The organism is Rhodoferax sp. WC2427 (genome assembly GCF_040822085.1).
Taxonomy (GTDB): Bacteria; Pseudomonadota; Gammaproteobacteria; order Burkholderiales; family Burkholderiaceae_C; genus Rhodoferax_B.
This window is the reverse complement of record NZ_CP162006.1, coordinates 3,858,546-3,881,637: the sequence shown is the minus strand read 5'-3', so window position 1 is coordinate 3,881,637 and position 23,092 is coordinate 3,858,546. Positions and strand designations below refer to the sequence as shown.

Sequence of the window (23,092 nt, the reverse complement as noted above, 5' to 3'; positions counted from 1 at the left end):
GCCTATTTCGACAACAGCCGCATGGTTTCTTCCAGACCTTTGAGGGTCAATGGGAACATGCGCTGGCCCACCAGTTGCTGCACGATGCTGATGCTTTGCCGGTATTCCCACAAGCCCTGGGGCTCGGGGTTGATCCAGGCAAACTTGGGGAAGGCGTTGGTGAGGCGCTGCAACCACACGGCACCGGCCTCTTCGTTGCTGTATTCCACACTGCCGCCGGGTTGCAGTATTTCATAGGGGCTCATGGTGGCATCACCGATGAACAGCAGTTTGTAGTCTTTGTTGTACTTGCGGATCACGTCCCAGGTAGAGAACTTCTCGGTGTAGCGGCGGCGGTTGTGCTTCCACATGAAGTCGTAGACGCAGTTGTGGAAATAGTAGAACTCCAGGTGTTTGAACTCGCTTTTGCTGGCGCTGAACAGCTCTTCCACCCGTTGCACATGCTCGTCCATGCTGCCACCCACATCCATCAATAGCAGTACTTTGACGTTGTTGTGGCGCTCCGGCACCATTTTGATGTCAAGATAACCGGCATTGGCCGCAGTAGAGCGGATGGTGTCGGCTAGGTCCAGTTCGTCGGCATGGCCTTCGCGGGCAAATTTGCGTAGGCGGCGCAGTGCCACTTTGATATTGCGTGTGCCCAGTTCCTGGCTGTCGTCGTAGTCCTTGAAGGCCCGTTGGTCCCAGACCTTTACCGCGCTTTTGTGGCGGCTTTTGTCTTGCCCGATGCGGATGCCTTCGGGGTTGTAGCCGTTGGCGCCAAACGGGCTGGTGCCGCCCGTGCCAATCCACTTGCTGCCGCCTTCGTGGCGTTCTTTTTGCTCTTCGAAGCGTTGTTTGAGCGTTTCCATGAGCTTGTCCCAGCCCATTTTTTCGATCTTGGACTTTTCTTCGGGGCTGAGGTCGAGCTCCAGATTTTTACGCAGCCATTCGAGGGGAATGTCCTGGGTGAAGTCGGCCACCGCTTCGACCCCCTTGAAATAGGTGGCGAATGCTTGGTCGAACTTGTCGTAGTGCTTTTCGTCCTTGACCAGCGTACAGCGGCTGAGGTAGTAGAAATCGTCGATTTTGTAGCTGTCTTCGCTATTCGGTCCCACAACACCTGCCTTAAGCGCTTCCAGAAGGCTCAGGTATTCCTTCACCGAAACCGGCAGTTTGGCGGAGCGCAGGGTGTAGAAGAAGTCGATCAGCATCGTTTCTTGGACTATCGGTGGTGGCGTTGCATGAACACCAGTTTTTCGAACAGACTGACATCTTGTTCGTTTTTCAGCAGCGCGCCAACCAGTGGCGGTATGGCCACCATGTTGTCCTGGCTATGCAAAGCTTCGGCCGAAATATCCTCTGCCACCAGCAGCTTCAGCCAGTCCAGCAGCTCCGAGGTGGAGGGTTTTTTCTTCAGGCCGGGCAGGTTGCGGATATCGTAAAAAGTCTTCATGGCGGCCGCCAGCAGCTCTTTTTTCAACCCGGGGAAATGCACGTCCACAATGAGCTGCATGGTGGCCGCATCGGGGAACTTGATGTAGTGGAAAAAGCAGCGGCGCAAGAAAGCGTCGGGCAGTTCTTTTTCGTTGTTGGAGGTAATGAACACCAGCGGCCGGTTCTTGGCTCTGACGAGTTCACGCGTTTCGTAGCAGTAGAACTCCATCCGATCGATCTCGCGCAGCAAGTCGTTGGGGAATTCAATGTCTGCCTTGTCGATCTCATCGATCAGCAGTGCAACCGGCTCGTCCGCGGTAAATGCCTGCCACAACACGCCTTTGACAATGTAGTTATGGATATCCTTGACCCGGGCTGAGTCTTCAACACCGGCCAGTTGCGAGTCGCGCAATCGGCTGACGGCATCGTACTCATACAGGCCTTGCTGTGCCTTGGTGGTGGATTTGATGTGCCATTGCAACAAGGGCATGCCCAGCGCGGCGGCTACCTCTTCGGCCAACATGGTTTTGCCGGTACCGGGCTCGCCCTTGACCAGCAACGGGCGTTTCAAGGTGGCTGCGGCATTGACGGCCAGCATCAGATCTTGGGTGGCGACGTAATTATTAGAGCCTTGGAACTTCATGGTGGTGGGACAAGAGCAAGGGAATGTAGACGGGCCGCATATAATCCGCGGTCGATGGCAAGCCTGCTAAACAGGGCTGAATGTAGGCTTGATTTTTCCCCCAGATTGTGCGCGCAAAAATGAATAAATTACTGACCACGGTGTTCGCGTTTGCTGCTGTTTCGCTAGCAGGTATTGCTACTATTGCCAGTGCCCAGGACGTCGTGGGGGATGCCAAAGCGGGCCACGCCAAGGTGGACATGTGCCTGGGTTGCCACAGCATCGTTGGCTACCAGGCCAGTTTTCCCGAGGTGCACAAGGTGCCCAAAATATCGGGACAAGGTGCCAAATACATTATTTCTGCACTCAACGCCTACAAAAAGGGCGAGCGTAAGCACCCCACTATGCGTGGAATTTCCGACTCATTGAGTGACCAGGATATGGCCGACGTGGCGGCTTACTACAGCGCCAGTGGTGTCGTTGAGGGGGCCATGCCGCCTGCCAAACCTGCGACAGAGCCCAGTGCCCAGGTGGCCGCGCTGTTGACCAAGGGAGCTTGCGTGTCCTGCCATGGCGACAACTTCTCCAAGCCTATCGACCCGACCTATCCCAAGATCGCCGGCCAGCATGCGGACTACTTGTATGTGGCGTTGAAGTCGTACAAAACCGAAGGCAACGCTTTGGTGGGACGTTCCAACGCCATCATGGGCGGTGTGGCAAAGCAGTTCTCGAATGCGGAACTGAAGGCCTTGGCCGGGTATGTCCATTCGCTGGACGGCGAGTTGAAGGTCGTGCCGCAGTCGCGCTTCCGTTAAACCCGTCTGCACTGCGCAAAGGCCCGCTGCGTGCGGGCTTTTTTACGCCGGTTCAATCCTGCGTGGCCCGGCGCTGTACGCAGTCGATATAGGCTGCACCATCGGGGGGGCGGCCTGCACGTTGGCTTTCCCACAGCATCTGACCCAGGCAATCCATGGTTTCGTGGTGGGCATCGTGTAGGGAGTCGCGGCGGCGCGTTAGCAACTCAACCGACTGGCGGATGCCGCGCGGCTGGTCGATCGAACATTGTTCGCTGATCGACAAATGCATCGAAAGGTGTAGAAAAGGATTCGTTTTGCCCGCTTCTGCATCGTAATTGCGGGCTACAGCAGCTTCTGCATCTACCATGTCAGCATGGTATTCGGGATGCTCGTCCAACCATTGACTTGCTATTGTTTCGATAGCTTCCAGCGCCTGGCCTGCCTTCGATTTGGCATAAACGGAACAGAAGAAACGGCGGACGTCGGCTTGCGAAGGATTGAACATGGTGATGAGCCTACCACGGTAAAACCCGTGGTTTATAGCTCCTGCGAAATGGTCCGACGCGCCCACATGTCTTTATGGAGGGCGGGCACTATGAACTTGTTGCACGGTGCAGATTATTCCAAAATGTGTTTTTTGTGTGTAGTCGCAGCAGGGGGTTGTGGCGTTTGGAGTCTTTTCTGGTCGCGATTGGATTGCTTCTGTTGAAAGGCCCTTGGTGAGGGCAGTGCGCACTATTGGCACCATTGGCGGTGCCTGAAAAGCTCCCATAAACACCATTGGAGTGAGAACAAATGCCGCGCAGGGCCTGTTCCATAGGACGCGATGCATGTGGCCTGTGTAAAAGTGCCTTGCTCTATGGCTCACTATGGACTCAAATAGTTACATCTATTACAAAAACCCGAATCCACTTTCGGTTATCACATGGACCAGACCGGGCGCCTCTACAAAATTGACCAGCTTCTTCGGCAGCACAAGGTCATCAGCTTTGCAGCCTTGCAGGCTGAACTTAACGTATCGCGGGCTACTTTGAAGCGCGATCTGGATGACTTGCGCACACGCCTCAAGTTGCCTATCGAATGGAGCCGCGCAGCAGGCGGCTACAGATTGGCATCGACCGGGGAGCCGCCGACCAGCACCCACGAGCTTCCGGGGCTGTGGTTTTCGTCGACCGAAATCCATGCGCTTTTGACGATGCAGCAGTTGCTGGTGCATCTGGACACCGGCGGGCTGATCATCAATCCGGTGCCTGTGGCCGACCGGCTGAACGCCCTACTGACCAGCGATGACATCGAGTTGAAAGAGCTGCGGCAACGGGTGCGCATTGTCGGGTTGGTGCAGGAAACCCCGACGCCACGCTATTTTGAGCGTATCGGTTTGGCGTTGGTGCGTCGCAAGCGGTTGGTGTTGTCTTATGCCGACGCGGTCGCAGCGCCAGTGGAGTGGGAAGTATCGCCCCAGCGGTTGGTGCATTTTCGCGGTAGCTGGCATCTTGAAGCCTGGTGCCACGCGCAGGCCGAGCTCTACAGCTTTGCGGTAGATGCCATTACCGACGCGCGTGTTTTGTCCAGCAGCGCCATCGAAGTGGGTGACGACAAACTGGATGCCCAGTTTGGTCCGGAATATGGGGTGTTTGCCAGCGGCCGGGTGCGTTGGGCCCGGCTGCAGTTCAGCCACGAAAAAGCCAGCAATGTGGCGAATGTGCAGTGGCATGCCTTGCAACAGGGAAAACAGCAAAACGATGGGACATACCTGCTGCGGGTACCCTACATGGACCCGCGCGAGCTGATGGAGAAAATTCTCCAGTTTGGCGCGCAGTGCCAGGTGCTGGGCCCGGCCAGCTTGCGCCAGGCGGTGACCGACGAGGTGGCGCAGATGTCGATCATCTACCAGTCGGCCGCCCCTCTGGACGAAGACGGCGCGCACGACGACGCGGCGCTCGACTGACGGCTTTCCTTATTTTCCCCAGCCTTTGGGCCTGCGCAACGCTTGCTGCGCACGCTCCTGGGCCATTTGCTCCTCCAACTGCTGGCGGCCTTCTGTGGCCACGGCGATGAACTTCGCGCGGTCTTTGCGGTGCGGGTACATCTGCTCGAACAAGGCAAAGTTGTGCTGGCGAAAGCGCATCGCCTGCTGACGCGCTTCATGCGGCGGGTAACCCAGAATCTCCAGAACCGATCGGGCGCTGCGCAGGCTGGACTCGAAGAGTTCGCGCTCCACCCGCAGCACACCGCGGTCGCGCAGCTCGTTCCAGTGAGGCACGTCGCGGGCACGGGCCACGATCTCCAGATTCGGAAAGTGCTCCCGCGCAATGTCCACAATCTTCAGGCTTTGCACTTTGTCATCCACCGCCACGACCAGGATTTTGGCGGTCGCCGCGCCTGACAGGCGCAGCAGGTCCAACCGGGTGGCATCGCCGTAAAACACCCGGAAACCAAACTGGCGAATCGCCTCCACCATGTCGGCATCGTGGTCCAACACCGTGGCGTGCAGTCCCTGCGCTTGTAGCGTGCGGCCCACGATCTGGCCGTAGCGGCCAAAACCCGCAATGATGATGGGCGCTTCTTGTTGTTCGGCGATTTCTTCCAGCTGGTTGCCGCCGCGCTGCGCCAGGCGGGGCAGCAACAGCTTGTCGATGGCCAGCAGCAGCATCGGGCTGACCAGCATCGACACCGCAACCGATCCAATCAGCAACGACGAGGTTTGGTTGGAGAAAATATGCGCCGCCGTGGCGGTCTGGAACACCACAAATGCAAACTCGCCGCCCTGCGCCAGCAGCACGGTAAACACCGGCCGCTCCTGGAACGGCACGCCCATGCACTTGGCGATGGCGTAGATGACCAGCAGCTTGGCGAGCAAAAAGCCCGCCACGATCAGCGCCATCAAGCCCGGCGATTGCCGCAGCACACCAAAGTCGACGCTCATGCCCACGGCGATAAAGAACAGGCCCAGCAGCAGGCCCTTGAAGGGCTCGATATCGGTCTCCAGCTCGCGGCGGTATTCACTCTCGGCCAACAGCACACCGGCCAGAAACGCCCCCAGCGCCATCGACAGCCCCACCGACAGCATCAGCGAGGCGATGCCCACCACCAGCAGCAAGGAGGCGGCGGTGAAGATCTCGGGCGTTTTGGAGCGCGCAATCCAGCGGAACAAAGGCCGCAACAGCAAACGCCCACCCAGCACGATGCCCGCGATAACTGCTACTGTTTTGAGAGCTTGTAGCGCCTGTGCTGTATAGCCTAAAGCCTCATTTTGTTCAGAAATACTGCCCAGCAATGGAATCAATGCCAGGATCGGAATGGCCGCCACGTCCTGGAACAAAAGAATGGAGAATCCTGCCTGCCCGCTGCGCGTGGGCAGCAGGTTGCGTTCGCCAAACACCTGCAGCGCGATTGCCGTGCTGGACAAGGCCAGACCCAGCGCGGCCACCAGTGCAATGCGCCAGGGCACGCCCGCTGCCATGGCCCCCAGCAAAATCACCACCGCGCAGCCCACCACCTGGGCCGTGCCCCAGCCAAAGATCGGGCGGCGCAGGCTCCACAGGCGTTTGGGCTCCAGCTCCAGGCCGATCAGGAACAGCATCAGCACCACACCGAATTCGGCGAAATGCAGGATGTCCTGCACCTCGGTGACCAGGCCCAGACCCCAGGGGCCGATGGCAATGCCTGCGGCCAGGTAGCCAATGATGGAGCCCAGTCCCAGGGCCTTGCTCAGCGGCACGGCGATGACGGCGGCGCTCAGATAAATGAAGCTGTTGATCAGCCAGGAAGGTGCGTGTTCCATACCGGTTTACCGAGTTGTCCAGTGGGGATAGGTCTGTAGCCGTTGGCGAAACAGGTCGATGTGGTCCAGCACCTCTTGTTTGCCTGCGCTGTGGGCACCGTGCAGCACCAGCGGCGGTAAAAAATGCATGCCGCACAGGGCGGCGGTCTGGGCGTAGGGTGGCAGGAACGCGTCAAACGGGTAGCGGTTGTAGCTTTCGGGGTGGTAGGAGTCTTCTTGCCCGCCGGTGGTTACCACCAGCCACAGGGCCTTGCCGCGCAGGGCGGTGCCGGGCGCACCGGTGGGGGCGGCCTCTTCGGTTTCGGCCGATACCGCGCCAAAGGCCCAGCCGTAGGTCAGCACCTCGTCGAACCAGAGCTTTTGCAGCGCGGGCATGGAATACCACTGGATGGGGTGCACCAGCACCAGCAGGTCGGCGGCTTCCATGCGGGCCTGTTCGGCGGCCACGTCAATGGCGTAGTCGGGGTAGTTGGCGTACAGGTCTTGCACGTCGAGCTGCAGGTTACCGTCTGCCAGTGTGCGGGCTGCCGCCAGCAGGCGCTGGTTGACGCGGGAGGCACGCCAGTTCGGGTGGGCGGCGAGCAAATAGATCTTCGGGGGTGTGGAAAGTGGCGGTGAATCGGCTGGGTGGTGCATCCCGCTAACATAGCAAAATTTTTCGCCCCTTCTTTTCCAGGAGTTCCCATGCCCATCGTCGTTGTTGCCAGTCCCAAAGGCGGAGTCGGCAAGTCCACGCTGTCGACCCAGATCGCGGGCTATTACGCCGCGCAGGGGCACACCGTGTTGCTGGGCGATGCGGACCCGCAGCAGTCGTCCCATCTGTGGCTGGGCCTGCGCCCGGCAACGGTCGCACCCATCCAGGCCTGGGACGTGGGCGCGGACGAGATCGCCAAGCCGCCCAAGGGCGGCAAGGCGGGCCATGTGGTGGTGCTGGACACGCCCGGCGGGCTGGACGGCAAGCGCTTCAAGGACGTGATGCGCCTGGCCGACAAGATCGTGGTGCCGCTACAGCCCAGCGTGTTCGACATCTTTGCCACGCGCAAATTTCTGGACCGCCTGGCCGAGCACCGCCGCATCGACAAGATGCAGGTCGGCCTGGTCGGCATGCGGGTGGACGAGCGCACCTTTGCCGCCGACCGCCTGCGCGAATACCTGGACGGCCTGGAGGTGCCGGTGATCACCAACCTGCGCGACACGCAAAACTACGTGCACCTGGCCGCCGCCGGCCTGACCCTGTTCGACGTGGCCCCGAGCCGGGTCGAAAAAGACCTGGAACAGTGGCTGCCCTTGGCTGCCTGGCTGGATGCCTGATCTTGCGCAGCTTTGACACCTTTGCCGCCCTGGCCCAGGCGGTGGGACAGGAGATTGCCGTCAGCGACTGGACACGGGTCACCCAGCAGCAGGTAGACCAGTTTGCCGATGCCACGGGCGACCACCAGTGGATCCACCGGGCGGGCGAGCGGGCCAACGCCGGGCCGTTTGGCGGGCCGATTGCGCACGGCTTTCTCACACTGGCGCTGCTGCCGGGCCTGCTGGAAAGCTCGTTTGCCGTGGCCGAGGCGCGCATGGCCGTGAACTACGGCCTGAACAAAGTGCGCTTCATCACCCCCGTGCCGGTGGGCAGCCGGGTACGGGCGCGCCTGAAGCTGCTGGACTGCACTGGGCTGGCCCCATCCGGCGTGCAGACCACGCTGGAGGCCACCATCGAGCTGGAGGGCCACCCCAAGCCCGCCTGCGTGGCCGAATTGCTGCTGCGCTACACCTTGTAAATTTATAAGAAATCGGCCTCTAGCGCTTATTCCATAAGCGTGACAAGCTACTTAATTTATAGCATCTCAAAACCGCACTGGCGCCAGGCCTCAAACACCGTGACGGCCACGGCGTTGGACAAATTCAGGCTGCGCTGGCCGGGGCGCATCGGCAGCTTTAAACACCGCTCCGGGGCGAAGGCGGCGCGTACGCTCTCGGCCAGGCCCTTGGTTTCCGAGCCAAACACCAGCCAGTCGCCCCGCGCGAAGGCGCTGCCGTGCACGCTGCCGGTGCCGCGCGTGGTCAGGGCAAACAGGCGCTGCGGGTCGGGCTGGGCGGTGGCTAGAAAACGGGGCCAGTCGGCGTGGCGGGTGAGGGTGGCGTACTCGTGGTAGTCCAGGCCCGCGCGGCGCATGTGCTTGTCGTCCATCGAAAAACCCAGCGGCTCGACCAGGTGCAGATGGCAACCGGTGTTGGCAGCCAGGCGGATGACGTTGCCGGTGTTCGGCGGGATTTCGGGTTCGACCAGGACAATGTTAAACATAGCAGCAGATTATCCAAGAGACGCGGACAATCCCCGCAACCGATGGAGCACCATGAAAATCATTGACCTGCGCAGCGACACCGTCACCCGTCCCACCCCCGGCATGCAAGCTGCCATGGCCAGCGCCCCGCTGGGCGACGACGTGTTTGGCGACGACCCCACCGTGAACCTGCTGCAGGCCTCATTGGCCGAGCGCCTGGGCTTCGAGGCCGGGCTGTTTTGCCCCACCGGCACCCAAAGCAATTTGCTGGCGCTGATGGCCCACTGCCAGCGCGGCGACGAGTACATCGTCGGCCAGGAGGCCCATTGCTACAAATGGGAGGCGGGTGGTGCGGCGGTGCTGGGCAGCGTGCAACCGCAGCCGCTGGACCACGCCAGCGACGGCAGCCTGCCGCTGGAGCGCATTGCCGCGGCCATCAAACCCGACGACTTTCACCACGCCCGCACACGACTGCTGGCGTTGGAAAACACCCTCGGCGGCAAGGTGCTGCCGCAAGACTACGTGGACTCTGCGGTGGCGCTGGCCCACAGCCGGGGGCTGCAATGCCACCTGGACGGGGCGCGGTTTTTCAACGCTGTGGTGGCCTCGCAGCACGCGGGCGAAGGCCTGGCGCAGACCGCGCACCGGCTGGTGGCGGGGTTTGACTCGGTCAGCATCTGCCTGAGCAAGGGGTTGGGCGCGCCGGTCGGCTCGGTGTTGCTGGGCGGCAAGGACTTCATCCACCAGGCCCGCCGTTGGCGCAAGATGCTGGGCGGCGGCATGCGTCAGGCCGGGGTGCTGGCCGCCGCCGGCCTGTACGCGCTGGAGCACCATGTGGCGCGCCTGGCCGACGACCATGCCAACGCCCGGCTGCTGGCGGCCTTGCTGGCCGACGTGCCGGGCCTGCAGGTGGACGCAGGCCCCACCAACATGGTGTTCTTGCAGATTGCCGCCGAGCGGGCCGAGGCCCTGGTGGCCCATTTGCGCGCCCACCAGGTGCTGGCCACCGGCCTGTACAAGCTGCGCCTGGTAACGCATCTGGATGTGAGCGAGGCCGATGTGCGGCGCGTGGCCGAGGTGATCCGGGCCTTTTAATCCGCTGGGGTGCGCGCCACCACCAGCCCGGTGACGTGCACCGCCCCGGCCTGTTTCAGCACGGTGGCTGCCGCACTTAGCGAGGCACCGCTGGTCATCACGTCGTCCACCAGCACCACGCGCTGGCCGCGCACGGCATCGGCCCGCAGTGGCTCCAGCGCGAACGCGCCTTGCACATTGCGGATCCGCTCGGCCCGGCCCAAGGTGGGCTGGGGCGCGGTGTGGCGGGTGCGCAGCAGCAGGTGGGGCCGGGTTTTCTGCGGGGCCAGGTGGCGGGCCAGCTCCAGCGCCTGGTTGTAGCCGCGCTCGCGCAGCCGCTGGGCCGACAAAGGCATGGGCAACACACTATCGCACTGCTCCAATGCGGGTTCCACCCAGGGGCTGTGGCGCAGCAACTCGGCCAGCGTGCCCGCCCAGCCCACCTGCTGCTGGAATTTGAACTGCGCAATGCACGTCGACCACGGGTAGGCATAGGCCACCGCCGCCAGGCAACCATCCAGCGCGGGCGGGTGCAGGATGCAGGCACCGCACTGGCCAACCCCCTCCGGCACCGGCAATGCACAGGTTCGGCAGCGCGGCACCGGCTGGGCAAACCGCGCCACGCAGGCCCCGCACACCGGCTGGCTGGGCCAGGCGCGGCAAACGGCGCAATGGCTGGGGAGCAGGGTTGTCGCCCGGTGCATAAGCGCGCGAAACATCACGTCAATATACTCGCGCTCTCACTTTCAAGCCGAGGTGCCGCGCGCCCCGGTTCATGAAAGTTTGTTCTTTCACGTGAGCGTATGACGACCCAACTTCCCCCCACGATCGACCCCGCCGCCGCCGCCCGCTGGGCCCAGTTGCGCACCCCACAATCCCCCTGGCTGCACGAAGAGGTGGCCCGGCGCATGGAAGACCGGCTGCAGTGGATCAAGCTGCAACCCGAGGCCTGGGCGCACTGGGAGCCCACGCGCGGCGGCTTGCAGGCCCACGCCAAGTTGACCGAGCGGTATCCGAATGCAGCCTGTTTTGTGGTCGAAGCGCATACAGATCAAGCGCAAGCAGCTATTCAATCTGTAGCAAAACCATGGTGGAAGCCCAGCGGCTGGCGGGCCCCCGCGCAACAGATGGGGCTGCCGCCCGATGGCGGCGTGCAGATGCTGTGGGCCAATATGGTGCTGCACTCGGCCGCCGACCCGCAGGCGTTGATCGCCCAATGGCACCGGGCGCTGGCGGTGGACGGTTTTTTGATGTTCTCCTGCCTCGGGCCGGACACAGTGCAGGAGCTGCGCGGTGTCTACAGCGCCCTGGGCTGGCCGGTGCCCGGCCACCAGTTCACCGACATGCACGACTGGGGCGACATGCTGGTGCATGCCGGGTTTGCCGAGCCGGTGATGGACATGGAGCGTATCCGCCTGACCTACGAGAGCCCGGCGCGCCTGCTGCAGGAGCTGCGCGAGGTCGGGCGCAATCTGCATCCACAGCGCTTCCAGGGTTTGCGCGGGCGGCAATGGCGCGATCGCCTGGAGCGCGAACTGGCCCTGCAGCTGGCAAACGCGGCGGAAAACGGCCGTTTGCCATTGACCTTTGAGCTCATTTACGGCCACGCCCTGAAGCCCAAACCCAAGCTGCGGGTCAGTGCCCACAGTGCGGTTTCGTTGCGCGACATGCGCGACATGCTGCAGCAGGGCAAGGCACATGGGGTCTGAGAAGCGGGTTTCAAGGCCTTAATCACCGCTACTACCGGGCTTGGCCTTGGAAAGCAAGGCTACAATTCACATGAAGAAAAATGAATTCGGGTATCTTCCCACGCATATAGGCAGACCCATTGGCGGCATGTGCGCCATGGCATCGGCCTCATTTTTGTGAGTGCCAAACGTGCCGAACTTGGTATTTCGCTTCGCCACAGTTTCGGGCCAGAACATCCACTGGTTCCTGAAGCGCAACTGCTCGGTAACACCGGCCCAGTTGGGCTGGATGTATGCCTCGATCTGTGTGGTGTCCATGGGCATTGCGACGTTTTTCTGGTTGCAAGGGGCCAAGCTGGTGTTGCCGTTTGCATGGCTGGAGTTGGCGGCGGTGGGAGCGGCATTTCTGGTGTACTCCCGGCACGCCACGGATGGCGAGCGGATTTCGTTGCAAGGCACGCAACTGGTGGTCGAGCTGGAGAATGCAGGTCGCCTGGAGCGGGCCGAGTTTCGCCGTGAGTGGGTTCGGATCGAACCCAAAACGGGGGACCGGTCCCTGATCGAGGTGTCAGGCCAGGGGCGTTCGGTGGAAGTGGGGCGGTATGTAAGCCCGGAGCTGCGGTCGGCTCTGGCGCGGGAAATTCGGATGGCGTTGCGCAGCGCATGAGACAAGCCCCCTGGGGCAGATGGCTGGCGCAGCAAGATTGGTTCAATTGAGGTGTTGAATAAGTGAAAACGATGAAGATGATTCCTAATAAGTTGGCTTCACTGCTGCCTAAATTCTTGCCCAAGCTCGGCGTTGCGGTGGCTGCCTGCACGGCCGCTGCTGCGTATGCGGTCAATGATCTACCGGGTGGGCCCGGCGTTCGCCAATTGAACCTGCCCACCGGGGTCACCAGGATTTCAGAAGAACAGCATTTCCTGCACATGGGCATGCTCTACACCTGTCTGGTGATTTTTATTGCCGTCTTCAGCGTGATGTTCTATTCCATCTGGAAGCACCGCAAATCCAAGGGCCACAAGGCAGCCAATTTCCACGAGTCGGTTACGGTGGAAATCATCTGGACCATCGTTCCATTTGTCATCGTGATCCTGATGGCCTTGCCCGCTACCAAGGTGGTGGTGGCCATGAAAGACACCACCAACGCCGACCTGACTATCAAGGCCACGGGTATGCAGTGGAAATGGGGATACGACTACATCAAGGGCGAGGGCGAAGGCATCGGCTTTGTCTCCACACTCGACAGCACCCAGCGCGCCATGTCCAACAACGGCGGCCCCAAGGCGGGCGAAGTGGTCGATGACTACCTGCTCAAGGTCGACAACGCCCTGGTCGTGCCTGTCAACAAAAAGATCCGCATCATCACCACCGCCGACGACGTGATCCACGCCTTCATGGTGCCTGCCTTTGGTATCAAGCAGGACGCGATCCCCGGCTTTGTACGCGACACCTGGTTCCGCGCCGAAAAAATTGGCAGCTACTACGGCCAGTGCGCCGAGCTGTGCGGCAAAGAGCACGCCTACATGCCGATCCACGTGAAAGTGGTGTCGGCCGAAGACTACTCCGCCTGGGTCGATGGCGAGAAAAAGAAGATGGCCGCCAAGGCCGACGATCCTGCCAAGATCTGGACGCTGGACGACATCTCCAAGCGCGGCGAAAAGGTCTACGCCGCCAACTGCGCCGCATGCCACCAGGCCAACGGCAAGGGCGGTGGCCCGATCAAGCCGCTGGACGGCTCGCCCAAGGTGCTCGACGCCGACAAGAACGTGCAAATCCATGTGCTGCTCAATGGCCAGAACAACGGTGCCATGCCCGCATGGAAGCAACTCAGTGATACCGACATTGCGGCCGTCATCAGCTACACCAAGAACAACTGGTCCAACAAGACCGGCCAACTGGTGCAGCCCGCCGACATCCTGGCCCAGCGCGGCAAATAAGCTGCACTCGTTAACGTACAAGATCCCCAAGGAAAACAAAGATGAGTGCAGTTCTCGATCCCCACGACCACGCACATGATGCCCATGGCCATGATGACCACCACCACGCCCCCACCGGTTGGCGGCGCTGGGTGTTTGCCACCAACCACAAGGATATTGGCACGCTGTACCTGTTGTTCAGCTTCACGATGTTGATGGTCGGCGGCATTTTGGCGCTGATCATTCGCGCCGAGCTGTTCCAGCCTGGTTTGCAATTCGTCAACCCCGAGTTGTTCAACCAGCTCACCACCATGCACGGCCTGATCATGGTGTTCGGTGCCATCATGCCGGCCTTCGTGGGCTTTGCGAACTGGATGATTCCGCTGCAGATCGGTGCGTCCGACATGGCCTTTGCCCGCATGAACAACTTCAGCTTCTGGCTGATGATTCCAGCGGCAGCCACCCTGGTCAGCTCGTTCTTCATGCCTGGCGGCGCACCCGCTGCGGGCTGGACGCTGTACGCACCCCTGACGCTGCAAATGGGCCCATCGATGGACGCGGGTATTTTCGCGATGCACATCCTGGGTGCTTCGTCGATCATGGGCTCGATCAACATCATCGTCACCATCCTGAACATGCGCGCCCCTGGCATGACGCTGATGAAGATGCCGATGTTCTGCTGGACCTGGCTGATCACCGCCTACCTGCTGATCGCCGTGATGCCTGTGCTGGCCGGTGCCATCACCATGACGCTGACCGACCGCCACTTTGGCACCAGCTTCTTCAACCCGGCCGCCGGTGGCGACCCGGTGATGTACCAGCACATTTTCTGGTTCTTCGGCCACCCCGAGGTGTACATCATGATCTTGCCGGCATTCGGCATCATCAGCCACATCGTGCCGGCGTTTGCCCGCAAGAAACTGTTTGGCTACGCCTCCATGGTGTACGCCACCTCGTCGATCGCGATTTTGAGCTTCATCGTCTGGGCGCACCACATGTTCACCACCGGTATGCCGGTGACGGGCCAGTTGTTCTTCATGTACGCCACAATGCTGATTGCGGTGCCGACCGCCGTGAAAATCTTCAACTGGATCGCCACCATGTGGCAGGGCTCCATGACCTTTGAAACCCCGATGCTGTTTGCGGTGGGCTTCATTTTCGTGTTTACCATGGGCGGCTTCACCGGCCTGATCCTGGCTGTGGCACCGATCGACATCCAACTGCAGGACACCTACTACGTGGTGGCGCATTTCCACTACGTGCTGGTGGCAGGCTCGCTCTATGCCATGTTTGCCGGTTTCTACTACTGGTGCCCCAAGTGGACCGGTGTGATGTACAACGAAAGCCGCGGCAAGATCCACTTCTGGTGGTCGCTGATTTCCTTCAACGTCACCTTCTTCCCGATGCACTTTTTGGGCCTGGCCGGTATGCCACGCCGTTATGCAGATTACCCGATGCAGTTTGCCGACTTCAATGCGGTGGCCTCGGTGGGCGCGTTCTTCTTCGGTTTTGCCCAGGTGTATTTCTTCTTCTTCATCGTGCTGCCCGCCATGTTGGGCAAGGGTGAAAAAGCCTCTGCCAAGCCCTGGGAAGCCGCTGAAGGTCTGGAGTGGGAAGTGCCATCGCCCGCACCGTTCCATACCTTCGAGACACCGCCCAAGCTGGACATCACTGCAACCCGCGTGATCGGCTGAGCATGTTGACACCCCAGCAAAAGAAGAACAACCTGCGCACCGGACTCATTCTGGCGTCCATTGCGGTGGTGTTTTTCCTCGGCTTCTTCGCCAAGATGTACCTGCAAAGCCACCATTAAGCTTGCATGACCGTCCGCCACGAAAATTTCAAGATGGTCGGCAAGCTGGCCGTCATCACCGCAGCCATGTTCGCGTTTGGCTATGCGCTGGTGCCGCTCTACAAGGCCATTTGCGAGATGACGGGCATCAACATCCTGTCGATCGCTGAGCGCCAGGTGCCGGGTGTGGGCACGGCGGGCAAGGCCGCCAGCCTGCCGGCCAATACGCAGGTGGACCTGAGCCGCACCATTACCGTTGAGTTCGACGCCAATGCACGCGGACCGTGGGAATTCAAGCCCGCCAAGCGCTCGCTGCAGGTGCACCCCGGTGAGCTGGCCACGGTGATGTACGAGTTCCAGAACGTGCAAAACCGCCGTATGGCGGCGCAGGCGATTCCCAGCTATGCGCCCCAGCAGGCGGCAGCGCATTTCAACAAGCTGGAATGCTTTTGCTTCAACCAGTACACGCTGGAGCCGGGCGAAAAGAAAGAGTGGCCGGTGGCCTTCGTGATCGACCCCAAGCTGTCCAAAGACGTGACGACTATCACCTTGTCGTACACCTTCTTTGAAGTAGGCGGCAAGACACCGCCTGCACCGACGTCCACCGTCGACGCAGGTCGGCATGTGGAAACCGGGCAGGGGTCATGAGTGCGCCGGGCAAGGCCAGCCTGCTGCAGACCGTCAAGGCGGTGGCGTGGTCGTTTGTAGGCATCCGCAAGCAAAGCGGTTATGAGGATGATCTGGCCAAAATCAGCCCGCTGCATGTGATTGCGGTGGGTCTGGTGGCGGTGCTGTTGATCGTGGTGGGTTTGGTGATTTTGGTGAATTGGGTGGTGGCAAAGTAATTTGCCCAATAGGTCTTACAAGAATTGAGAGAGCAAGGAGCTGACATGAGTTCAACCGCACACGCTGCAACACCGTACTACTTTGTACCCGGCCCGTCGCGCCATCCCGCCATGGCGGCGCTGGGTCTGTTCTTTGTGATCTTGGGCGCAGGCCAGTGGATCAATGGCGAAGATTGGGGCAAGTACGCGCTGGCCGGGGGCATGCTGTTCTGGTGGGGCGTGTTGTACCAATGGTTCCGCGATGCCATCAACGAGAGCGAAGGCGGCCTCTACAGCCACAGGATCGACCTGTCCTACCGTTGGAGCATGAGCTGGTTCATCTTCTCCGAGGTGATGTTCTTCGGCGCGTTCTTTACCGCCCTGTGGTGGGCGCGTGGCCATTCGGTGCCCGCCCTGGGCAGCCTGGACAACGCCTTGCTCTGGCCCGACTTCAAGGCGGTGTGGCCTAGCATTGCCGCCGGTGTGACGGCTTCGCCTGCCAATATCATCGAGCCGTTCCAGACCATGACCCCGTTCTGGCTGCCCACCATCAACACCGGCTTGCTGTTGTCGTCGGGTGTCACCCTGACCATCGCCCACCACGCACTCGTCAAGGGCGAGCGCGGCAAAACCATTGCCTTCATGTGGGCCACGGTGTTGCTGGGTACGGTTTTCCTGTTCGTGCAAGGCTACGAATACGCCCACGCCTACAGCGAGATGAATCTCAAACTCACCTCCGGCGTTTACGGCTCCACCTTCTTCTTACTGACCGGCTTCCACGGCTTCCACGTGTTCGTGGGCATGCTGATGCTGTTGTTCATCACCCTGCGCTTGATGAAGGGGCACTTCACGCCTTCCAAGCACTTCGGCTTCGAAGGTGCAGCCTGGTACTGGCACTTTGTGGACGTGGTGTGGCTGGGCCTGTACGTCATCGTCTACTGGACCTGATGGATTCGCCTCTGGCCCGCCCATAAAAAAGCGCCGCTCGGCGCTTTTTTATTGACCTGACTGGATACCGGTCGGGTGCAGGTATCCCAACTTCCAACCCACCAGAATGCAGATGAACAGCAGAACCGAGAACCCGATGCGAAACGCCAGCGCTTTGGCCATGCGTCCGGACTTGGCTGCCTGCTCTTCGTCGGTTTTCCCGCCCCCCTTGAGCATGAAGTACAGGGCAGCACCCAGGCTGGCGAAGATGGCCGCAAAAGCGACAAGGGCGAGATAGTTCATGCCCGGTATTATCCTGTGAGCCCGAAGCTGCGTTTTGCCTTGCTGACCGCCGGGGCTTTGATCGGCCTGGTGGCGACCTTCTCCCTGGGCCGCTGGCAGTTGTCACGCGCCGCCCAGAAAGAAGCCCTCTACGCGGCCATCCAGTCGCAAAACACGCGCCCACCGGTCGGCCTGGCGGATCTGGCCGGGCCCCTGCAGACCGAGCAGCTGCTGCACCGCCAGGTGCGCCTGCGCGGCCAGTGGGTGCCGCAGAACACCGTGTTTCTGGACAACCGCCAGATGCACGACCTGACTGGGTTCTATGTCGTCACGCCCCTGAAGCTGGCGGGCAGCAACACCGCCATCCTGGTGCAGCGCGGCTGGGTGGCACGCAATTTTCTGGACCGCACCGCCTTGCCCGCCGTGGATACACCGGCGGGCGAGGTCGAAGTCTCGGGGCGGATGGCCCCGCCGCCATCCAAGCTTTACGCCTTCAAGGGGGCCGAGGCGGGTGCCATCCGGCAAAATCTCGACTTGGCAGACTTCAGCGCCGAGACCGGGCTGGCCTTGCTGCCGCTGTCGGTGCTGCAATCGGGCCCCTCCGAAGGGCGCCTGCAGCGCGACTGGCCGCCCGCCAATCTGGGTGTGGAAAAACACTATGGCTACGCATTCCAATGGTTTGGGCTCTGCGCCCTGATCGCAATCCTTTATGTCTGGTTCCAAATTGTCCGACGCTTCATCCTTCCGACCCAACAACGGCCGTCCTGAAGACCACCCGCTGGGGCTCACCGTCCACAACCTGCCCACACCCCAGGAAGCCTTGGACGGTGCGCGCCGCCGCACGGTGGTGGGCCGCTGGAAGATGCTGGCCGTGCTGCTGACCTGCGCCGCACCGGTCATCGCCTCCTACTTCACCTACTACGTCGTGCGCCCGCAGGGCCGGGGCAATTTTGGCGAGCTCATCGAGCCGCAACGCCCCCTGCCCGACCAGGCGGTGGTGGCACTTGACGGCCAGCCCGGCAACCTGCGGGGCCTCAAAGGTCAGTGGCTGCTGGTCAGCGCGGGGGGCGGGGCCTGCGACGCAATCTGCCAAAAGCATTTGTACCTGCAACGCCAGCTGCGCGAAACCCTGGGCAAGGAAAAGGACCGTGTCGATTGGGTCTGGCTGGTCACCGACGACGCGCCCATCCCTGAAGCCCTGCGCCCCGCGCTCAAGGGCGCAACCGTGTTGCGCGTGGGCGAGCTGCAGCTGTCCCAGTGGCTGTCGCCCGCCGTCGGCCACCTGCTGCAGGAGCACCTGTACGTCGTCGACCCGATGGGCAACTGGATGATGCGTTTCCCCGCCGGGCTGGACCTGGAAGCCGCCTCCAAGGCCAAGCGCGACATGGACCGTCTGCTGCGCGCCTCCGCCTCCTGGGACGAAGCGGGCCGTTAAATGGAAACCCAAGCCTTGTACGACCTGTCGCCCATCGTCCGCGTCATGCTGACCGGACTGTTGATCGCCAGCGTCCCCCTGCTGTGGGTCTGGTGGCGCAACCAGAACACCTCCACCGCGCGGCGCTTGCAGGCGCTCACGGTGCTGACCCTGTTCCTGACCTTCGACCTGGTGCTGTTCGGTGCCTTCACCCGCCTGACCGATTCCGGCCTGGGCTGCCCTGACTGGCCCGGCTGCTACGGCAACGCCAGCCCGCTGGGCGCGGTGGCCGAGATCACGCAGGCACAAGCGGCCATGCCCACCGGCCCGGTGACCCATGGCAAAGCCTGGGTGGAGATGGTCCACCGCTACCTGGCCACCTCGGTGGGCGTACTGATTCTGGTGCTGGCCGTGGCCAGCTGGTGGGCGCGCAGAAAAGATGCCTCCATCAACCCCTGGTGGCCCACTTTCACCCTGGTGTGGGTGTGCGTGCAGGGCGCGTTTGGTGCGCTCACCGTGACCATGAAGCTGTTTCCCGCCATCGTCACCCTGCATTTGGTCGGCGGCCTGGTCTTGCTGGCCTTGCTGTGCGCGCAGGCGGTGGGCTTCACCCGTTCACGCGCCGTGCCTGTGGCCCGCGTGGGGCTGGGCCTGGCCTGCGTGCTGCTGGCGGCGCAGATCGTCCTGGGCGGCTGGGTAAGTACCAACTACGCGGTGCTGGCCTGCAATACCTTTCCGTTGTGCCAGGGCAGCTGGTGGCCCGTGATGGATTTTCAGCACGCGTTTGAAATCTGGCGGCCCCTGGGGCGGATGCAGGACGGCAGCTACCTCAGCTTTGCGGGGCTCACCGCCATCCACTACGCCCACCGCCTGATGGCCTACCTGGTGCTGTGGGTGCTGGCGCTGGTGGCCTGGCGTTTGCACCGCAGCCCGGCCACCCGCCGCCAGGCCCGTTGGCTGGCTGCACTGACCTTGCTACAGTTCGCCACCGGCCTGAGCAACGTGGTGCTGGGCTGGCCGCTGTTGGCCGCCGTGGCCCATACCGGCGGCGCCGCCGCACTGGTGGTGGTGCTGACCTGGACCGTGTGCGCCCAGCGCACTGCCCGGGCCGCCGCACCGGCCGTTTCCCCTACTAGATCGAGATTGTCTGCATGAGTGCTGTTGAATCCACCGCCCCGTCCGTGACCAGCCTGCCGTCGCGTCTGCGGCAGTTCAACGCGCTGACCAAGCCGCGCGTGATCCAGCTCATCGTGTTCTGCGCGCTGATCGGCATGGTGCTGGCCGTGCCCGGCGTGCCCACCTGGGCAGAGGCCCAAAGGGGGCTGATCGCCTGCCTGGGCATCTGGCTGGTGGCGGGTGCTGCTGCTGCCTTCAACTGCCTGGTGGAAAAGGGCATCGATTCGCGCATGAAACGCACCTCCTGGCGGCCCACGGCGCGCAACGAGCTGCAAGACTGGCAAACGCTGCTGTTTTCGGCCGTGCTGTGCCTGGCCGGTTCGGTGCTGCTGTATGTGTGGGTCAACCCGCTGACCATGTGGCTGACCTTTGCTACCTTTGTGGGTTACGCCGTGGTCTACACCATGATTTTGAAACCGCTGACGCCGCAAAACATCGTCATCGGCGGGGCCTCAGGGGCCATGCCGCCGGTGTTGGGCTGGGCCGCCATGACCGACAACGTCGGCCCCGAGGCGCTGATTCTGTTCTTGATCATCTTCCTGTGGACCCCGCCGCACTTCTGGGCGCTGGCCCTGTACCGGGTGGAGGACTACCGCAAGTCCGGCCTGCCCATGCTGCCGGTCACGCACGGCAACGAGTTCACCCGTCTGCAGGTCTTTTTGTACACCTTGGTGCTGTTCGCGGGCTGCCTGATGCCCTTCATCTATGGCATGAGCTCCTGGCTGTACCTGGCCGTGGCGGTGGTTTTGAGCCTGGGCTTTTGCGGCTACGCCTTTGCGCTGTGGCGCCACTACTCGGATGCGCTGGCACGCAAAACCTTCCGTTTCTCCCTCATCCACCTTAGCGCCTTGTTTGCGGCGCTGTTGCTGGACCACTACGTGCTCTGATATGTCCAAACGTGATGCTATTAAAAAAATAGCTGCTTACGCACTTGCTATAAGCGCTAGCGGCCTATTTGTTGCTTGTTCCGAGACGGCGCCCAAGTTTGCCGCGATCGACCTGACCGGGGCCGATTACGCCAAAGACTTCCAACTCACCGACCACACCGGCCAGCCGCGCAGCATCAAAGACTTTGCGGGCAAGTTGGTGGTGGTGTTCTTTGGCTACACCCAGTGCCCTGACGTGTGCCCCACCACCATGGCCGAGCTGGCCGAGGTCAAAAAATCCCTGGGCGCGGATGGCGACAAACTGCAAGGCATCTTCATCACGGTAGACCCGGCCCGCGACACGCCCGAGGTGCTCAAGGCCTACATGGCCAACTTCGATCCTACGTTCCTGGCGCTGGTCCCCACGCCCGAGCAGTTGGCCAAAGTGGCCAAAGACTACAAGGCCTACTACAAGAAAGTGGACGGCCCTACGCCCACCAGCTACACCATGGACCATTCCGCGGGCAGCTACGTGTATGACACGCAAGGCCGTTTGCGCCTGTACGTCCGCTACGGCGGCGGTGCGGCCGCGCTGGCCGGGGATTTGAAGCTGCTGCTCAAGCAGAAGGCGTAAAAAAAGGACCGTGAGGTCCTTTTTTCATGGAGCTGACCGTGTGATCAGGCGCGTGTTCAGGCGTACTCGGCCAGCGACTTTTTCATCTTCTTCATGGCGGCGGTTTCGATCTGGCGAATGCGCTCGGCGCTCACACCGTAGACCGCGGCCAGATCGTGCAGCGTCATGCCGCCCGAGCCGTCGTCGGCCACTTTCAACCAGCGCTCTTCCACAATCCGGCGGCTGCGGTCGTCCAGGCCGTCCAGGGCCGTTTGGATGCCGTCGCCCGCCAGGTAGTCGCGGTCGCGGGCTTCCAGCAGGGCGGTAGGCTCCTGGTGGGTGTCGGCCAGGTAGGCGATGGGGCCGTAGCTGTCTTCGCCGTCGTCGCTCGGGCCCGGGTCCAGCATCACGTCTCCGCCCGACAAGCGGGTTTCCATCTCGATCACGTCTTCACGTTTGACCTTGAGCTGGGTGGCCATGGAGTCGATTTCGGACTCGCTCAGCGTCTCGCGGTGGGTACCGGCATCGGCCGCAGCCGAGTCGGACTTGAAACCCTGCTTCATCGACCGCAAGTTAAAGAACAGCTTGCGCTGCGCCTTGGTGGTGGCCACCTTGACCATGCGGCAGTTTTTCAGGATGTACTCGTGCATCTCGGCCTTGATCCAGTGCAGCGCGTAGCTGACCAGGCGCACGCCCTGGTCAGGGTCGAAGCGCTTCACAGCTTTCATCAGGCCGACGTTGCCTTCCTGGATCAGGTCGCCATGCGGCAGGCCATAGCCCAGGTACTGGCGGGCCACTGAAACGACCAGGCGCAGGTGGGACATCACCAGCTTTCCGGCGGCCTCGACATCGTGGTCGTTCTTGAGTTGGCGGGCGAACTGCTGCTCTTGCTCCAGCGTGAGCATGGGCATGCGGTTGACTGCCGAAATATATGCGTCGAGGTTGCCTAGCGGCGGCACCATCGCCCAGGGGTTGGGGGCGGCCAGCGCGGAGGACATCGTTCCAGTTTGAAGGTTCATACCAGATTCCTTTTCTCTAAGAGCGAATATTAGCACTCTATGGGTCCGAGTGCTAAGTACGCTTTATTGCACTTGCAATACGGGTAATTACTAGGAGTGGAGACGGGGCGTGAAGTTCCATGGGGGGTTGTACAGTGCCTCTACCCATCCACCTTACAGAATGCCACCATGCCCATCCAAGCCCGCTTGCACCGCGCCCAAGGCGCACTCACCACCCTCACCAACGGCCACCACGCCTGGCATGCCGACGTGGACAAACCCCTGGGCTCCGACGACCTGGCGCCCGACCCGCACGATCTGCTGGATTCGGCCCTGGCCGCCTGCACCGTGCTCACGTTGGAGCTGTACATCCGCCGCCGCAAGCTGGCCGTGACCGACCTGCGGGTGGACATCACCCACGTGGAGGGCAAAACCGAGGACGGCCGGGTGCGCTACCAGCTCCAGCGCAGCCTGCACATCGAGGGCGACATCACCGCCGAAGACCGCGCCAAGTTGCTGGAGATCGCCAACAAATGCCCGATCCACCGGGTGCTGGAAGGCGACATCAGCGTGGCCACCGCGCTGGTGGATTGATGCTACATTTTTAATAGCTTCTTACGCCCATTCCA

General features: G+C 61.8%; 28 protein-coding genes. 19 read left to right on the top strand and 9 right to left on the bottom strand.

The window, feature by feature from the left end; genetic code table 11:
* Window positions 1-2 precede the first annotated feature (2 nt).
* Together AB3G31_RS18080 and AB3G31_RS18075 are read right to left on the bottom strand one after the other, a co-directional pair.
* Window positions 3-1,193 (bottom strand): VWA domain-containing protein, encoded by a 1,191-nt coding sequence (locus AB3G31_RS18080; RefSeq protein ID WP_367847456.1) that lies wholly within the window; start codon window positions 1,191-1,193, stop codon window positions 3-5.
* Window positions 1,194-1,204: 11 nt separating this feature from the next.
* The gene (locus AB3G31_RS18075) at window positions 1,205-2,059 is read right to left on the bottom strand and encodes an AAA family ATPase (RefSeq protein ID WP_367847455.1); all 855 of its coding nucleotides are present in this window, start codon (window positions 2,057-2,059) and stop codon (window positions 1,205-1,207) included.
* 119 nt (window positions 2,060-2,178) lie between these two features.
* Here AB3G31_RS18075 and AB3G31_RS18070 point away from each other — a divergent pair, with 119 nt between their 5' ends.
* A complete protein-coding gene (locus AB3G31_RS18070; protein ID WP_367847454.1) occupies window positions 2,179-2,853 on the top strand; it encodes a cytochrome c in 675 nt (224 codons plus the stop codon).
* A gap of 52 nt (window positions 2,854-2,905) precedes the next feature.
* On the opposite strand, the gene AB3G31_RS18065 is transcribed toward AB3G31_RS18070, so the two are convergent.
* Window positions 2,906-3,340 carry a DUF1841 family protein gene (locus tag AB3G31_RS18065; protein ID WP_367847453.1) on the bottom strand — a complete coding sequence of 145 codons (435 nt, stop codon included), beginning with the start codon at window positions 3,338-3,340 and terminating at the stop codon, window positions 2,906-2,908.
* Between the two features lie 420 nt (window positions 3,341-3,760).
* Here AB3G31_RS18065 and AB3G31_RS18060 point away from each other — a divergent pair, with 420 nt between their 5' ends.
* The gene (locus AB3G31_RS18060; RefSeq protein ID WP_367847452.1) at window positions 3,761-4,783 is read left to right on the top strand and encodes a helix-turn-helix transcriptional regulator; all 1,023 of its coding nucleotides are present in this window, start codon (window positions 3,761-3,763) and stop codon (window positions 4,781-4,783) included.
* A 9-nt stretch (window positions 4,784-4,792) separates the two neighbouring features.
* Here AB3G31_RS18060 and kefC read toward each other — a convergent pair whose 3' ends face one another.
* Together kefC and AB3G31_RS18050 are read right to left on the bottom strand one after the other, a co-directional pair.
* A complete protein-coding gene (gene kefC, locus AB3G31_RS18055; protein WP_367847451.1) occupies window positions 4,793-6,619 on the bottom strand; it encodes a glutathione-regulated potassium-efflux system protein KefC in 1,827 nt (608 codons plus the stop codon).
* Window positions 6,620-6,625: 6 nt separating this feature from the next.
* The gene (locus AB3G31_RS18050; RefSeq protein WP_367847450.1) at window positions 6,626-7,204 is read right to left on the bottom strand and encodes an NAD(P)H-dependent oxidoreductase; all 579 of its coding nucleotides are present in this window, start codon (window positions 7,202-7,204) and stop codon (window positions 6,626-6,628) included.
* 99 nt (window positions 7,205-7,303) lie between these two features.
* On the opposite strand from AB3G31_RS18050, the gene AB3G31_RS18045 reads away from it, so the two are divergent.
* Window positions 7,304-7,930, top strand: coding sequence for a ParA family protein (locus AB3G31_RS18045; protein WP_367847449.1), 627 nt, complete (start codon window positions 7,304-7,306; stop codon window positions 7,928-7,930).
* A 2-nt stretch (window positions 7,931-7,932) separates the two neighbouring features.
* Entirely contained in the window at window positions 7,933-8,388 is a 456-nt protein-coding gene (locus AB3G31_RS18040) for a MaoC family dehydratase (protein WP_367847448.1), read from the top strand.
* Window positions 8,389-8,444: 56 nt separating this feature from the next.
* Here the strand turns inward: AB3G31_RS18040 and AB3G31_RS18035 are convergent, their stop codons facing one another.
* Window positions 8,445-8,912: a tRNA (cytidine(34)-2'-O)-methyltransferase gene (locus AB3G31_RS18035; RefSeq protein WP_367847447.1), complete on the bottom strand. Its 468-nt coding sequence runs from the start codon at window positions 8,910-8,912 to the stop codon at window positions 8,445-8,447.
* A gap of 52 nt (window positions 8,913-8,964) precedes the next feature.
* On the opposite strand from AB3G31_RS18035, the gene ltaE reads away from it, so the two are divergent.
* Window positions 8,965-9,987 (top strand): low-specificity L-threonine aldolase, encoded by a 1,023-nt coding sequence (ltaE, locus tag AB3G31_RS18030; RefSeq protein WP_367847446.1) that lies wholly within the window; start codon window positions 8,965-8,967, stop codon window positions 9,985-9,987.
* On the opposite strand, the gene AB3G31_RS18025 is transcribed toward ltaE, so the two are convergent.
* The gene (locus AB3G31_RS18025) at window positions 9,984-10,670 is read right to left on the bottom strand and encodes a phosphoribosyltransferase family protein (protein WP_367847445.1); all 687 of its coding nucleotides are present in this window, start codon (window positions 10,668-10,670) and stop codon (window positions 9,984-9,986) included. The genes ltaE and AB3G31_RS18025 overlap by 4 nt on opposite strands.
* Before the next feature lie 99 nt (window positions 10,671-10,769).
* Between AB3G31_RS18025 and AB3G31_RS18020 the strand changes: the two genes are divergently transcribed.
* The 8 genes from AB3G31_RS18020 (at window position 10,770) to AB3G31_RS17985 (ending at window position 17,135) form a co-directional block, all read left to right on the top strand.
* The gene (locus AB3G31_RS18020) at window positions 10,770-11,675 is read left to right on the top strand and encodes a biotin synthase (protein ID WP_367847444.1); all 906 of its coding nucleotides are present in this window, start codon (window positions 10,770-10,772) and stop codon (window positions 11,673-11,675) included.
* Between the two features lie 169 nt (window positions 11,676-11,844).
* Window positions 11,845-12,321 carry a DUF2244 domain-containing protein gene (locus tag AB3G31_RS18015; RefSeq protein WP_367847443.1) on the top strand — a complete coding sequence of 159 codons (477 nt, stop codon included), beginning with the start codon at window positions 11,845-11,847 and terminating at the stop codon, window positions 12,319-12,321.
* Between the two features lie 71 nt (window positions 12,322-12,392).
* Window positions 12,393-13,592 carry a cytochrome c oxidase subunit II gene (coxB, locus tag AB3G31_RS18010; protein ID WP_367847442.1) on the top strand — a complete coding sequence of 400 codons (1,200 nt, stop codon included), beginning with the start codon at window positions 12,393-12,395 and terminating at the stop codon, window positions 13,590-13,592.
* Window positions 13,593-13,633: 41 nt separating this feature from the next.
* On the top strand, window positions 13,634-15,265 hold the full coding sequence (gene ctaD / locus AB3G31_RS18005; protein ID WP_367847441.1) for a cytochrome c oxidase subunit I: 1,632 nt from the start codon (window positions 13,634-13,636) through the stop codon (window positions 15,263-15,265).
* A 2-nt stretch (window positions 15,266-15,267) separates the two neighbouring features.
* Window positions 15,268-15,384 carry a cytochrome oxidase small assembly protein gene (locus AB3G31_RS18000; RefSeq protein WP_295952413.1) on the top strand — a complete coding sequence of 39 codons (117 nt, stop codon included), beginning with the start codon at window positions 15,268-15,270 and terminating at the stop codon, window positions 15,382-15,384.
* A 6-nt stretch (window positions 15,385-15,390) separates the two neighbouring features.
* On the top strand, window positions 15,391-16,011 hold the full coding sequence (locus AB3G31_RS17995; protein ID WP_367847440.1) for a cytochrome c oxidase assembly protein: 621 nt from the start codon (window positions 15,391-15,393) through the stop codon (window positions 16,009-16,011).
* Window positions 16,008-16,208 (top strand): DUF2970 domain-containing protein, encoded by a 201-nt coding sequence (locus tag AB3G31_RS17990; protein WP_295952419.1) that lies wholly within the window; start codon window positions 16,008-16,010, stop codon window positions 16,206-16,208. The genes AB3G31_RS17995 and AB3G31_RS17990 overlap by 4 nt, the downstream gene beginning before the upstream one ends.
* Before the next feature lie 45 nt (window positions 16,209-16,253).
* Window positions 16,254-17,135, top strand: coding sequence for a cytochrome c oxidase subunit 3 (locus tag AB3G31_RS17985; protein ID WP_367847439.1), 882 nt, complete (start codon window positions 16,254-16,256; stop codon window positions 17,133-17,135).
* Between the two features lie 48 nt (window positions 17,136-17,183).
* Here the strand turns inward: AB3G31_RS17985 and AB3G31_RS17980 are convergent, their stop codons facing one another.
* On the bottom strand, window positions 17,184-17,417 hold the full coding sequence (locus tag AB3G31_RS17980) for a twin transmembrane helix small protein (RefSeq protein WP_367847438.1): 234 nt from the start codon (window positions 17,415-17,417) through the stop codon (window positions 17,184-17,186).
* A 15-nt stretch (window positions 17,418-17,432) separates the two neighbouring features.
* Here AB3G31_RS17980 and AB3G31_RS17975 point away from each other — a divergent pair, with 15 nt between their 5' ends.
* The 5 genes from AB3G31_RS17975 to AB3G31_RS17955 are packed head-to-tail and all read left to right on the top strand — an operon-like array spanning window position 17,433 to window position 21,486.
* Entirely contained in the window at window positions 17,433-18,164 is a 732-nt protein-coding gene (locus AB3G31_RS17975) for an SURF1 family protein (RefSeq protein ID WP_367847437.1), read from the top strand.
* The gene (locus AB3G31_RS17970; protein WP_367847436.1) at window positions 18,106-18,831 is read left to right on the top strand and encodes an SCO family protein; all 726 of its coding nucleotides are present in this window, start codon (window positions 18,106-18,108) and stop codon (window positions 18,829-18,831) included. Before AB3G31_RS17975 ends, AB3G31_RS17970 begins: the two co-directional genes overlap by 59 nt.
* Window positions 18,832-19,965: a heme A synthase gene (locus tag AB3G31_RS17965; protein WP_367847435.1), complete on the top strand. Its 1,134-nt coding sequence runs from the start codon at window positions 18,832-18,834 to the stop codon at window positions 19,963-19,965.
* On the top strand, window positions 19,962-20,873 hold the full coding sequence (gene cyoE / locus AB3G31_RS17960; RefSeq protein ID WP_367847434.1) for a heme o synthase: 912 nt from the start codon (window positions 19,962-19,964) through the stop codon (window positions 20,871-20,873). Before AB3G31_RS17965 ends, cyoE begins: the two co-directional genes overlap by 4 nt.
* Before the next feature lies 1 nt (window position 20,874).
* Complete coding sequence (locus tag AB3G31_RS17955; protein ID WP_367847433.1) at window positions 20,875-21,486, top strand: SCO family protein; 612 nt, start codon at window positions 20,875-20,877, stop codon at window positions 21,484-21,486.
* 56 nt (window positions 21,487-21,542) lie between these two features.
* Here the strand turns inward: AB3G31_RS17955 and rpoH are convergent, their stop codons facing one another.
* The gene (rpoH, locus tag AB3G31_RS17950) at window positions 21,543-22,484 is read right to left on the bottom strand and encodes an RNA polymerase sigma factor RpoH (protein WP_367847432.1); all 942 of its coding nucleotides are present in this window, start codon (window positions 22,482-22,484) and stop codon (window positions 21,543-21,545) included.
* Window positions 22,485-22,652: 168 nt separating this feature from the next.
* Here rpoH and AB3G31_RS17945 point away from each other — a divergent pair, with 168 nt between their 5' ends.
* On the top strand, window positions 22,653-23,057 hold the full coding sequence (locus AB3G31_RS17945) for an OsmC family protein (protein ID WP_367847431.1): 405 nt from the start codon (window positions 22,653-22,655) through the stop codon (window positions 23,055-23,057).
* The last annotated feature ends 35 nt before the right edge of the window (window positions 23,058-23,092 follow it).